Source organism: Streptomyces sp. NPDC014882, from assembly GCF_043081325.1.
In the GTDB taxonomy this organism is placed as follows: domain Bacteria; phylum Actinomycetota; class Actinomycetes; order Streptomycetales; family Streptomycetaceae; genus Streptomyces.
In genome coordinates, this window is sequence record NZ_JBIBWL010000014.1 from 153722 (window position 1) to 166199 (window position 12478).

At 71.6% G+C, this 12478-nt stretch carries 11 protein-coding genes and 1 pseudogene; 3 read left to right on the plus strand and 9 right to left on the minus strand.

What is annotated here, in order from left to right:
• The 3 genes and pseudogenes from ACF09K_RS27495 to ACF09K_RS27505 all read left to right on the plus strand — a co-directional run.
• Positions 1–633 (plus strand): annotated as a pseudogene (locus tag ACF09K_RS27495) (DUF5753 domain-containing protein); the annotation flags it as partial.
• A complete protein-coding gene (locus tag ACF09K_RS27500) occupies positions 606–818 on the plus strand; it encodes a DUF397 domain-containing protein (RefSeq protein WP_392247680.1) in 213 nt (70 codons plus the stop codon). The pseudogene ACF09K_RS27495 and the gene ACF09K_RS27500, both read left to right, overlap by 28 nt.
• 7 nt (positions 819–825) lie before the next feature.
• Positions 826–1404, plus strand: coding sequence for an AAA family ATPase (locus ACF09K_RS27505; protein WP_392247682.1), 579 nt, complete (start codon positions 826–828; stop codon positions 1402–1404).
• Between the two features lie 16 nt (positions 1405–1420).
• Here the strand turns inward: ACF09K_RS27505 and ACF09K_RS27510 are convergent, their stop codons facing one another.
• From ACF09K_RS27510 to ACF09K_RS27550, 9 genes are all read right to left on the minus strand, one after another.
• On the minus strand, positions 1421–2206 hold the full coding sequence (locus tag ACF09K_RS27510) for a hypothetical protein (RefSeq protein WP_392247684.1): 786 nt from the start codon (positions 2204–2206) through the stop codon (positions 1421–1423).
• Positions 2207–2284: 78 nt separating this feature from the next.
• Positions 2285–2530, minus strand: a complete 246-nt coding sequence (locus ACF09K_RS27515) for a hypothetical protein (protein WP_392247686.1) — start codon at positions 2528–2530, stop codon at positions 2285–2287.
• 134 nt (positions 2531–2664) lie between these two features.
• Entirely contained in the window at positions 2665–3078 is a 414-nt protein-coding gene (locus ACF09K_RS27520; protein WP_392247688.1) for a hypothetical protein, read from the minus strand.
• Positions 3079–3096: 18 nt separating this feature from the next.
• The gene (locus ACF09K_RS27525) at positions 3097–3447 is read right to left on the minus strand and encodes a hypothetical protein (protein WP_392247690.1); all 351 of its coding nucleotides are present in this window, start codon (positions 3445–3447) and stop codon (positions 3097–3099) included.
• An 80-nt stretch (positions 3448–3527) separates the two neighbouring features.
• The gene (locus ACF09K_RS27530) at positions 3528–4283 is read right to left on the minus strand and encodes a hypothetical protein (protein ID WP_392247692.1); all 756 of its coding nucleotides are present in this window, start codon (positions 4281–4283) and stop codon (positions 3528–3530) included.
• 7 nt (positions 4284–4290) lie between these two features.
• Positions 4291–9057, minus strand: a complete 4767-nt coding sequence (locus ACF09K_RS27535; protein WP_392247694.1) for a putative T7SS-secreted protein — start codon at positions 9055–9057, stop codon at positions 4291–4293.
• A gap of 2 nt (positions 9058–9059) precedes the next feature.
• The gene (locus ACF09K_RS27540) at positions 9060–9716 is read right to left on the minus strand and encodes a hypothetical protein (protein WP_392247696.1); all 657 of its coding nucleotides are present in this window, start codon (positions 9714–9716) and stop codon (positions 9060–9062) included.
• On the minus strand, positions 9713–10159 hold the full coding sequence (locus ACF09K_RS27545; RefSeq protein ID WP_392247698.1) for a hypothetical protein: 447 nt from the start codon (positions 10157–10159) through the stop codon (positions 9713–9715). The genes ACF09K_RS27540 and ACF09K_RS27545 overlap by 4 nt, the downstream gene beginning before the upstream one ends.
• Before the next feature lie 203 nt (positions 10160–10362).
• Positions 10363–12144: a S8 family serine peptidase gene (locus tag ACF09K_RS27550; RefSeq protein ID WP_392247700.1), complete on the minus strand. Its 1782-nt coding sequence runs from the start codon at positions 12142–12144 to the stop codon at positions 10363–10365.
• Positions 12145–12478 lie beyond the last annotated feature (334 nt).

Consider the following 12478-nt stretch of genomic DNA (forward strand, 5'->3'; position numbering starts at 1 on the left):
GTGCTGCTCGCGCTCTGGGAGCTGGCGGCCGGGGACCACACGCAGTTCCGCGAGTGGTACCGGCGCTACATGGCGCTGGAGGCGAAGGCGGTGAGCCTGTGGCACTTCGCGGTGAGCGTGCTGCCGGGCCTGCTGCAGACACCGGGGTACGCGCGGGAGGTACTGGCGGCGGGCGGCCTCAAGGGCAAGGAGCTGGAGCAGCAGGTCGAGGCGCGGATGGGGCGGCGGGAGGTGCTGGAGGGCGAGGACGCGCCCCGGTTCCGGACGATCCTCTCGGAGGCGGTCCTGCGGACGGCGTTGCTGGACACCTCCGAGTGGCGCGGGCAGTTGGAGCACCTCGCCGAGGTGGCGGAGCGCCGCCACATCGCCGTTCAGGTGCTGCCCTTCAGCGCCGGCCCTTACGGTCTCGACAGCACCGACGTGTGGTTCCTGCGCCTGCCGCAGCAGCGCACGGTGGCCTACACGGAGAACGCGCACCGGGGTGACCTGATCGAGGACGATGCGGCGGTCGAGAAGCTGCAAGCCGCTTACGATGCAGTCCGTGACCTGGCACTGACCCGGGCCGAGTCGCTGAAATTCATCCGGCGCCTGTTGGAGGAAGTACCGTGCGATCCATCGACCTTGGCAACGTGACGTGGCGCAAGAGTTCCTACAGCAACTCGGACGGCGGCGCATGCCTCGAGTTCTCCCCCGACTTCGCCACCGCCGCCGTCCCGATACGGGACAGCAAGGTCCCGCACGGCCCGGTGCTGGTGTTCCCGGCCGCCGGCTGGGCCTCCTTCGTCTCGGCCGTCAAGGACGGGCGGCTGAGCGGGTGAACCTGTCATGACCTCAGCCACGCTGGCCGTGGTGAGCGGGGGCCCCGGCACGGGGAAGACCACGCTGGCCCACGCCCTCGCACGGGAGCTGGGCTGCCCCGCGGTCGTCCGGGACGAGATCAAGCAGGGTCTGGTCCTGTCCACCCCCGGTTACCGGGGCGGCGGCGACGACCCACTGAACCGCCCCGCGCTGGAGGCGTTCTTCGGCGTGCTGGAGGTGATGCTCCGGGCCGGGGTGACGACCGTGGCCGAGGCCGCCTACCAGGACCGGCTGTGGCGGCCGCACCTGGAACCCCTCACGGACCTCGCCCGGATCCGCGTCGTCCGCTGCGTCACGCCCGCCGCGATCGCGCACGACCGCATCGTCCGGCGGGCCGAGGAGGACGCCCACCGGGCCGCGCACGGCGACCGCGACCTGCTCGACAGGATCGCGGCGGGCGAGCACTCGCTGGAGTCCTTCGTGCCGATCTCCCTCGACGTCCCCACCCTGGCGGTGGACACCTCGGACGGCTACGCCCCCGGCCTCCCGAGCATCGCCGCCTTCGTACGGGCGGCCGCGCCGGACGGGAGCCGAGATGCCGGTTGAGCCCTGCGTGACCGGACTATTCGAGTTCCGCGGCGCGCCTCTTGAGGTCCTCGGCGAAGGTGTCCCAGTCGGGTCCGAAGCACAGCAGGTCCGCTGCCGCCTCCCGGAGCAGTCGCGGGTCGTCGGGGCGTTGCAGGCAGGCCAGACGGTAGGCGAGGTTCCGGGCCCAGGGCGGCAGGGCCGTCCAGTCCTCGGCGAGGACGTCCCGGAGCATGGCGAGGATCTCGGCGGCCGTCGCGAAGGTGAGCTTCTCGACGAACTCACGAGCCGCCTCGTCGACCTGCCGGCTGTCGGCGCCGTCGACCGCCCGGCCGAGGCTCCTGGCCGCAGGGATCGGATCGGGCATGTCCCGCCCCTCCTGACGGACGGGGAACTCGTGCACCACCACCCAGTAGTCGACCTCCTCGACCGAGACGGCGCACAGCCGGCGGCCCTCGACCGACGCGGCCATGAATTCGGGTGAGCCCGTCACGTCGGAGACGCGGGACGGGAGGTTCTCGCCGCCCCGGTCCTTGACGCGGATCCAGCCGACCCCGCTCCCGCCCGGCATGGGCGGCAGGACGAGGAACTCGCCGTCCTCCGTGCGCAGTGAGGCTTGCGCCGCGTGGTGATGCCACGCCGCGTCCAGTTCGCCGGCGGCGTGCGGGGTGCTGGCGGGGACCGTGGCGACCGGCTCGACCTCGAACCCGTTGACCGCGTGGAGGGCGGCATCCACGGGTGGGCCGCCGTGCGCCACCCCTCCCGTCACCTCGAGCCCGCAGCGCTCGAGCAGCCGTACGGCGGCTTCCCGGTCGGTCGTCATCGGTTCCCGCAGTCCTCGGCGTAGATGGCGATCAGTTCGAGCAGGGCGTCGGCCCGGTGCCGGTTCTCGCGGCTCCCCTCACGATCCCTCCTCCAGCAGATCATCGACGTAGCCCCGCAACTGAGGAGGAAGACCGGCGAGGGGGATCTCACGCAGTGGGGAAAGCGTGCCGAGGCCGACGTGGCCGGTGGAGGCGAGCTCGACGAGGGCGTGCAACTCGGCTTCCAGGGCGGCGTTGCTCCCTTCGGAGACGGCAGCGGCCGCCAGGAGTGTCGCCAGGGCCGAGGCCTGAGCCGGTGTCCAGGCGCCCAGGTGGTCGGTCACCTCGTCGGCGGCGCGCTCTCGGGCCTGCGCATCGCCCTTCAGGACCCTGCGTGCGATTTCAATGAATCCACGGGAATCCAATGCGGGGCGCCCGTTGTCATCGGTACGGAAGCGAAAATCGGGCCGGGAGGACCTCACTGGCGGGTCCGGTCGACTTCCTGGCGACGGAACGTCCCCCAGGCCGCGGACACTGCTGTCTGGAGTCCGGCGTCGTCGAGGTCGCCGGGTTCGGCGAGGTCGGGGTCGACCGAGTAGTCCTCGAGGATCATGAACACCTGGTCGAAGAGATCGCCGAGGGCCCCCTGGATCCTTTCCCCGTCGGCCTGGGAAGCGCGCCGGGCCTTCCACCAGCCGTGCGCGAAGTCCGGTGCGGCACACGTCCCGTCGGTGAGCGCGTCCAGCAGCGCCAGTTGCCGTGCTGCCGCACTGGACGGGTCGACGTCACAGGGACGCGACCAGGCCCTGTGGCCAGGCCGGTGAGCGGCGGCCACGGACAGTGCCTTCGTCAGGTCCCGTGACTCTCGGTGTTCTGGTCCTTCGGTGACCATGGAAACTCATTGCGCTTTCTATGAGAACAAGAGGCGATCGCGTACAGACAGGTGGGGCGTCACCTGGATCTCCACCGTCCCCGTGCACTCACCCATGTCGAAATCGATGGAAATGTTCCGGGTGGGGCGCCCTGAGGTGAAGGAAAGGCGCGTCGCGCTCTCGCGGAAGACGTCCAGCACCTCGATTCCCCGGTCGTCCACCCAGCGAATCCTCACCGACCTCGCAGGCGCGTCGTAGGAGAGGACGAGAGACTGGCCGGAATCATTTCGCAGGGTGAGAACCCGCGCGCCGCTCTCGTCGGAGCAGGGCCACTCGCCGATTGCCTGGTAGACCTCCTCGTCGCCGGGGGCGATGAACTCTCGATACATGTCCGACTCCTGCCTTCGCCGCACGGTGACCAGTAACCCGGATACCGCGTACTCCGACGATTTCATGGACCCCGGGGCTCTCAACTCCCGTAGTCCTGGACCATGGAGGCGATGAGTGATCGCAGGGCGGCGGCGCGGTGGCGGTCCTCGTGCTGGTCCCGCAGGGACTCGTCGGCGGCCCGGAGCCGGGCCAGGGCGTTCGGCTCGCCGTCCAGCAGGTCGTCGACGACTGGCTGTGTGACCAGGTCCAGGCACTCGGCGAGCAGCCGACGGGTGGCCGGCGACGGTGGGGCGGGGTCCGGGTCGACGTAGGCCAGGGTCAGGTGGCGCGCGGGGTCGGTGAGGCTCCAGCCGACGACGGCGCCGTGCTGGACGAGGAGCGCCACGTCGGGGGCGATGCCGATGCAGGCGTCCACCGGTTCTTCCAGCACGTCGAGATCGCGCAGAGAGACCAGTACGGCGTCTCCGGGAGAGCGGCACAGCACCGTGCACGTCTCGTGTCGGAAGTCCCGGACCTCGTCCGCACGGAGCCCGCCCGGCCGTACCGCGGGCAGGACGGGGAGGCGGGTGGAGGTTTCGGCGGCCGCGGACACGTACGGCAGCTGGAGCTCGGCCCCGACCAGCTTCCGGCTGTGCGGGTCGAACCGCAGGACGTCAGGCGTGTCCCACAGCCAGTCCTGGCTGCCGAAGGTGTCCGCGAGGAACCGCACACGCTCCGCCGTGTCCGCGTAGTGCATGACGCGTACAGAGTCGCCTGCGAAGCGAGGGGTGATGTGCAGCGGGTCGTCCGTCACCGTGGCGCGCCAGTCGCCGTCGAACGACAGTTTGGTGGTCATTCATGCCTCATCTGATCTGTACTCCTGGGGCCAGGTTGCCGAACTTGCCCGGAATCCTGCCCTCCACGACATCCTCGTGGGTAACCGGCTTACCGGGGTCTGACGGACTGCCGCCGAGCGCCTTCGCGCCGGAATCACCCTTGATGCCCGACTCTCCGTACGCCGTGATGGCCTGGCCCTGCTTGGAGCCGGGCCCGTAGACCACGGCGATGTCATTGTCCTTTCGGAAGATGAAGTTTCCTGACTGGCCCGATGACTGGTATACGGCATCGGGGTTCTTCAGGATTTCGAGAACCCGCTCGTCGGTGAAGCCGTGCCCTGTGTCCCCGTGGTAGTCGGCGTGTTTCTTGAGTTCGCCGTTCTGCGCCCGGGCGAGGACTTCGTCCACGATCTTGTCGACCCGCTTCTGTGCCTTCTCCTCCTTCGTGTACTTGGGCATGAGGCCCAGCGGGTCGCACCCGCCGAGCGGGTTCTCCACGTACGCGACGGGGTTCGGGGCCGGACCCAGCCCCAGCGGGTCCGGGGAGGTGTAGCGGCCGGTCTCGGGGTCGTAGTGGCGGAAGCAGTTGTAGTGGAGGCCGGTCTCGGGGTCGTAGTACTGGCCGGGGAAGCGCAGGGGGGTGTACGCGCTGCTGTCGCGGGACCAGGCCGTGGTGCCCCAGAGTGTGCTGCGGGTGCGCCAGGCGATGTCGCCGCTCTCGTCGACGAGTTCGGTCGGTGTGCCCACCAGGTCGGTGGCGATGGCGAAGAACCGCCGGTCGATCTCCTCCTGGCGGGTGTCGGTCGTGAGGATGCGCTCGGTCTGGGCCAGGGGGACGACGTCCCGGTGGTCCCAGGTGAGGGCGACCGTGTGCGGGGCGTCCGGCTGGTGGCTGGTCTGTTCGCACAGGGTGAGGCCGTCCCAGGTGAAACGGACCTCCTCGGCCACGCTCTCACCGTCGGCCGCCAGACGCTGTTTCGCGGTGCGGCGGCCGAGCGGGTCGTAGCGGTACCTCCACCGGGTCCCGTCCGGGGTGGTGACGGAGGTGAGGCGGTTCTCCGTGTCCCACGTGTAGCGCCAGGTGTCCGGCTTGCGGGAGAGGCGGGTCTTCTGCCGCAGGACGACCCGGCCGAGGGCGTCGTACTCGAAGCGGACGTCCCCGGCGCGGGTGAGGGCGGTGCCGGTGTAGGCGCGCGTTCCGGTGGCCTCGTGGCCGGGGTGGCCGGACGGCCAGGATGCCGAGGTCTGGTTGCCGGCGTCGTCGTAGGCGTACCGCTCCGTCCACCCCCGGGCGTGGACGGCGGTGACGCGGCCAACCCGGTCGAGGTCGAAGGTGCGCGAGCCCGACAACCCGTCCGTGACGGAGGTCAGGCGGCCGTCGGCGCGGTAGGAGTAGGCGCGGCTGTTGACGTCGCGTCCGCCGGCAGTGATGTGCTGCGAGGCGAGCCGTCCGGCCTCGTCCCAGGCGGAGGCCATGGTGATCGCGTCGCCGAAGACCCGGGCGAGCTCCCGGCCGGCGGTGTCGTGGGTGAAGTCGATCCGGTGACCGCCGCTGGTCAGGCGCTGCGGCAGCCCGTCGGCGCCGTAGGAGTAGGTGGTGACGTGGCCGGTGGGCGTGGTGCGGCGGGTACGGCGGCCCAGGGCGTCGTACGCGTACAGGACCGGGCGGCCGTCGACCAGTTCCGCCTTGGTGAGTCCGCGACGGTCGTACTGGTAGCGCAGTTCACCGTCCGGCCCCGTCGCCTCCACGAGGCGGCCCGCCCGGTCGTACGCGTAGTGCGTCACGCGGCCGTCGACGTCCTTGCGGATCACCTGGTCCAGCTCGTCACGCTCGAACGAGACGGTCCCGCCGAGCGCGTCGACGCGGGCGACGAGCCGGCCGGCGGCGTCCTTCCGGTAGGTGAGGGTGCGGTCGTCGAAGTCGGTCTCGGAGACGATGTCACCCGCGGCGTCGTACGTGTAGGTCCAGGTCAGACCCTGCGGGTTGGTGACGCGGGTGAGGCGGAGGTCGGCGTCGTGCTCGAACTCGTACCGGGCGCCGTCGGGCCGGGTGCGGGCGACCGGCAGGTCGAAGTGGGTGTACTCGAACAGGGAGACGCCGCCGGACGCGTCGGTGTGGCTGAGGCAGTTGCCCTCGCCGTCGTAGGTCCACGACTCGGTGGCGCCGTCGGGACCGGTGCGCCGGGCGAGCTGCCCGTCCGCGTGCCACTCCAGGAGGGTGACGCCACCCGTCGGATCGGTGACCCGGACCGGCCTGCCGAGGCCGTCCCGCTCCGTGCGGGTCACGGCGCCGCCGGGACCGGTCACCTCCACGGGCAGCCCGGCCGCGTCGCACACCGCGCGGGTCGTGGCGCCGAGGGCGTCGGTGACGGAGGTGAGCCGGCCGGCGTCGTCGTAGGTGTAGCGGGTGGTGGAGCCGGCCTGGTCGGTGACCGAGGTGCGGTTGCCGCGTTCGTCGTACGTGTGGACCATGCGGGTGCCGTCCGGTGCGAAGACCTCCACCGGCAGGCCGAACGGGCCTCGCACAGTGCGCAGTTCGCTTCCGTCGGGGCGGGTGGCGGAGACGACCCGGCCCTCCTCGTCGTACGCGTACGCGGTGGTCCGCCCCAGCGGGTCCGTGCGGCTCAGGACGTTCCCGCGGGCGTCGTGGCGGAAGCGGGTGGTGTGGCCGAGGGGGTCGGTGGTGGCGATCACCCGGGAGTGGCGGTCGACGAGGTGGCGGGTCGCGTGGCCGTCGGCCGTGGTGAGGGTGGTGGTGCGGTGGCCGGTGGCGGGGTCGGGTCCGGTGTAGGCGAGGGTGATCTGGACGTGGCCGGCCTCGCCGCCCTCCGCGACGACGCGGTCGTGGTCGTCGTAGAGGTAGTCGTAGCGGCTGCCGTTGGAGTCGATCCAGGCGATGACGCGCCGGCGGTCGTCGTAGACGAAGGCGGTGGCGGCGCCCGAGGGTTTGGTGACGGTGGTCAGGTCGCCGTCCCGGTAGCCGTACGACATCAGGGGCAGGTCCGTGCCGTCCGCGCCCGCGCCGGCCAGGGACAGGGCGGTGACCAGGCCGTCGGCGGTGGTCAGCGTCACCCGGTGGCCCGCCGAGTGGACCAGGGCCGACGGCAGGCCGTCCTCGGCGCGGTCGACGGTGACCGTGTGGCCGTTGCGTTCGGTGAGGGCGGAGAGCCAGGCGGTGCCGTCGTCGCCCGGTTCGGTGCCGGGCGGGGCGGTGAAGCGGCGGACCAGGCCGCTGTCGGGGTCGGTGAGGGTGTAGTCGCCGTCGGGCTCGCGGGCCAGCACCGTGCGGGCCCGGCCCGATTCCGGCAAGGTGGGCACGCCGGGGACCGGGTGCGGGTACGGGATCAGCAGGCCGTCGGCGGTGACGTGCAGGACGCCGACGGCGTCGACCTGGAGGCGCTCGTCGACGGTGGAGGTCCAGGCGGGGCCCAGGAAGCGGCCGGCGGTGCAGCCGGACTCGGTGCGGCGGGTGAAGACCAGCGGCAGGATGCCGGGGATCTCCAGGTCGGTCTGGGGCAGGAACATCCGGCCCGAGGCGAGGTCGACGGGGTCGGTGCCGTCGGTGGTGCGCTCGCCGTCGGGCCGGTTGTGGGTGCCGTCCGGGGCGTCGTCGACCAGCCTGCGCAGCCGGGCCGCGTCGGCTGCCTCCTCGGCGACGCGGATGCCCTTCACCGCGGCGCCGCCGCCACCGGTGGCCGCGGTCAGCGCCAGGTCCGGGATGAGCCGGCCGAAGCCCTCGGCCGGGTCCTTCATGAAGTCGCCGATCATCTGCTTGCCGGTGCCGACGGGGTCGTTGGCGGCGACCACCAGACCCGCGGCCAGACTGTTCAGGGACGTGGCGTACTCGGCCGGGTGCGTGATGTTGTACGGGTCCAACGGGTTCACGCCGCGCACGAAGTTGAGCAGCCCGGCCGTGCCCTTGATGATGCCGCCGCCGACGTGGTCGCCCATGATCTGCAGCTCCTGCAGCCCGTCGCCCAACTGCTCGGCGTACGACGGCTTCTTCGGAGCCATGTCGCGGGCGGCGCGCACCGCCGTGCGGGCGGTCTCCGCCGCCGAGTTCCGCTGGGTGCGGGCCTCGGCGAGGATGTCCTGGGCCTCCTTCATCAGCTTCTTGCCGGGGTCGTCGAACGTCGGGGCGGGCTTGGGCGGCAGCGAGGACGGGTCGCGCTTGTCCGCGGGCTGCGCGTTGAGGCAATCGACGGCGCCGTTGTAGTCGTCGATCTTCTTGCGGTGGGCGTCGGCGGCGTCCTCGGAGGCCTTGACGCCCTCCTTCCACTTGTCGATCGCCGTCTGCGCCTGCCCCTGCGCCCAGGTGACGGTGTCGGCGAACGCGTCCAGCGCGGTGGCCGCCTTCTCGACCGCGTCGGCGGCGCCGTACCACTTGGGCGGCTGGGTGCTCACCGCGGCCCGCAGCGCGTCGGCCGTCTCGCCCTTGAGCCGGGCCGGGTCCATGCCCTTGAGGCCGTCGCCGGTGCCGTCGAAGGCCTTCTGGAAGGCGCGCAGTCTCGTGGCGGTGGCGGTGATCTTGGCGGGGCTGCCGTAGACCAGCTTGGTCTTGTCCTCGGTCTGGCCGAGGTCCATCTCGTCGACCTCGGCGCCCAGCCGGTTGGCCACCGAACGGGACTGCTCGCGCACCCAGTCCGCGCCGGACTCCCAGCCGGCGTCGTCCAGCCGGTCGGCGGTCCAGTTGCCCGCGTCCTCGACCCGGTTGCCCACCCACTCGACGCCGTCCTCGACCACGTCCTCGACGGAGTCGGGCGTGATGTCGCTGATGAAGTCGCCGATACCCATGGTCAGTTCCCCCCGGGCTCACCCTGCTGCTGTTCCTGCCGGGCGCGTTCCTCCGGCGACGGGCCGAAGGTGTCGTCCAGCGCCTGGTTCCACTGGTCGTCGGAGATGCCGAGCGCGTCGTTGAGGATCTCCGACTGCTGACCGCCCCGGCCCTCGGTGAGGACGGTGCGGCCGGTGTCCTTCCAGGTCTGCCCCATCTCGTCGCCGGCCTTGTCCCACGACTCGGCACTCCAGTCGGGGTCCAGGTAGTCCGGCGTGAAGACCTCGCCCCAGTCCTGCCGGGCGATCTCCTCCTCACTGGCGTGCGGGTTGCCGCCGAACAGGGAGTTGGCGCCCACCTTGAGCGTGCCCGCCACGTACTGGTCGTGCTCCCACAGGGTGCCCGCCGCCAGGCCGAGGCGGTTCGCGAGCTCGCTCGCGTCGTGCACCAGCGCGCGCACCCCCCACTCCCAGCGCTCGCAGAAGTCCTCGAAGTCGACCGAGAGGCCGTGGTGCCCGGCCTCCATGCCGGTCATCGCCAGCTCCGAGAAGCCCTTGCCCATGATCGATCCGGTGGCGCCGCCGAGGTCGCCGAGCTGGTCGATCGTCGCGCCCACGCCCTGCGTGAACTTGGCGACGGACGCCTTGTCGAGACCGATGTCCGTACCGTCACCGCTCATGACCGCGGCCCCCGTTCCGTCCCAGGTCCCGTCGGACGTCCCGCCGTACCGGCGTCGGTGTCGACGGCGGCCGCGTCCGGGACGATGCCGGCGACCGGCGGGAAGAACATCGACCCGTCCTCGGTGGCGATGTCGACGGCGAGGCCGGCGGGCTCGTCCAGGGCGGGCAGGATCTCGTCGACGATGCGCGCGCCCAGCAGCGCCGCGTACTCCACCGGCCGGTCACCGGGCCCGTGCCGCAGCGCGAACCGGGCCAGGGCCGTCTCGTCGGTGAACCCGCAGACCCACCGCACCCCGCCCGAACGCACCGACCACAGACCCCCGTCGGCCACCGGCACCAGCAGTACCGAGCGCCGCATCTCCCCGACCAGGGCACGGGGATCGTCCCCGCCCCTTCTCCGCTCGGCGATCCGCTCGGCGAGCGCCGTCCCGGGCTGCTGCACGGTTCCTCCCTGGCCGTGGATGACTGATGGCACCGTAGAACAGGACGCCCGGTACGGCGGAGTCGGTTCTCGTGAAGGTTCTCGTGAGGGACGCGGAAGGGGTACGGGGGAGCCGCCGGGCCGGCAACGGCGGGAGGGCCCGCCGACGCCCTCTCGGCATCGGCGGGCCCCCTCGATCCACCCGGGCCGGGGAAGCGGACCCGTCAGAAGGTCAGGCTCCAGGAGTCGATGTAGCCGGTGTCACCGCTGTAGTTGTCGGTGACGCGCAGCTTCCAGGTGCCGTCCGCGAGGACGCCGGAGGCGTCGACCGTGTACGTGGTGATGACGTTGTCCGCGCTGTCGCCGGTGTTGAAGTCCTTCAGCAGGGCGGAGGCGCCGTTCGGGGCGACGACCTCGACCTTGAGGTCACCGCGGTAGGTGTGCTTGATGTCGACGTCGATCTTGAGGGCGGTGGGGCCGTAGCCGCCGATGCCGCTCACCGGGATCGACGACGTGACCGTGGCGTTGTCCAGGACGCTCACGTTGGCGGAGTTGGTGAACACCTTGCCGGTGGGCGTCGGCGTGGTGCCCGCGCCGAGGGTGGCCGCCGCGTCGGCGAGGCCGGCTCCGCAGCCGCCGGAGCAGTAACCGGGCAGCATACGGGCGTTGCTCTTGATCGCGCTCTCGACCTGGGCCGGGGTCACGGACGGGTTCGCCTGGTACATCAGCGCGGCGAGACCGGCGATGTGCGGGGCGGCCATGCTGGTGCCCTGGTAGGGCTCGTAGTTCTCGCTGACGGGGCCGCGGGAGCCGCTGTTCAGCGTGGACCAGATGCCGTTGGCGGAGCTGACCGCGGTCTCGCCGCCGGGGGCGGTGATGTCGACGATGCTGCCGTAGTTGGAGTAGGAGGCGCGGTTGCCCTCACGGTCGGAGGCGGCGACGGTGATGACGTTGTTGCAGTTGGCCGGGTTGAAGTTGGCCGCGTTGGCGTTGTTGTTGCCGGCCGCGACGACGATGGTGGTGCCGCGGTTCACGGCGGCGTTGATGGCGCTCTGGGTGCCCGCGTCGCAGGCGCCGTCGCCGCCGAGGCTCATGTTGATGACGTCGGCGGGGTTCGGGTTGGTCGGCACGCCCGCGACGTAGCCGCCGGAGGCCCAGGTGATGCCGTCCATGATGTCGGCGGTCGTGCCGCCGCACTTGCCGAGCACGCGGACGGGCTGGACGGTCGCGTTGTACGCGATTCCGGCGATGCCCCTGCTGTTGTTGGTGGCGGCGCCGATGGTGCCGGCCACGTGGGTGCCGTGCCAGGAGCTGTCGTAGTCCCGGTCGGGGTAGTTGTTGCCGCACTCACCCTGCAGCATCCAGTCGCCCGGGTCGGCGGCGTTGCTGTCGCGTCCTCCGCCGTCGTTGGCCATGAATGGGTCGGAGATGAAGTCGTATCCGGCGATCACCTTGGAGGAGAGGTCGGAGTGGGCGACGTAACCGGTGTCGATGACGGCGACCTTGACGCCCTGGCCCGTCGCCTTGTCCCAGGCGCCCGGCACCCTCATGCCGGCGGTCGCCTCGAACAGGTCCCACTGGCGGGTGTACTCGGTGTCGTTCGGGGTCACGGCCGCGGCGTACATCCGGCGGTCCGGGACGGCGTAGGCGACGTCCGGGTCGGCCCGGAAGGCGGCCACGACCTCCTGGGCGTCCTTCTTGCCCAGTTCGTCGCCGAGGTCCACCAGGGCGGCTCCGGTGCCGAGCCGGCGGTCGAAGTCGAGGGACTCACCGGCCTTCTTGCCCTTGGCCGCGACGTCCTTGGCCGCTGCGGCGTCCGAACTGGCCTCGGCGGCCATCGACTTGTAGCCGACGATGAGGCGCTCGACGGGGGCCTCGCCGGCCGGGGCCGCGGGGGCGGCGGGCGCGGCGGGCGCGGCGGGCGCGGCGGGGGGCGCGGCCACCGAGACGGTGGTACCGGCACAGAGGAGCGCGGTGGCGGTCGCCGTGAGGAGCGATATGCGCATGCGCTGGGAACCGTTCAAGGCAGTGCCTTTCGAAGGTGTGGCCCGGTGTCGGGACCGAACCCCTAAATGGTTAGGTCCATGACAAGTCGGGCTTCCTGCGGCCGCGTGCAGGACGTGATCGGACTGTGGGGGCGGCCGTGTGCGACACGGCGGGCCGGGGAGCCCCGGTGCGAGCGCCGAGGGGTGGGGCGTACTCGTCTCCGGATGCCGGGTGCACGGTGCGCCGCCGCCGGCCGGGTGGGCCGGCGGCGCCGCACACGGCTCCTTTCGGCCGCGCATGTCACCGGCCGGCCGGACGGGCCCGCAGTTCTCCGCCGCGGGTGCTTGTCCGGTC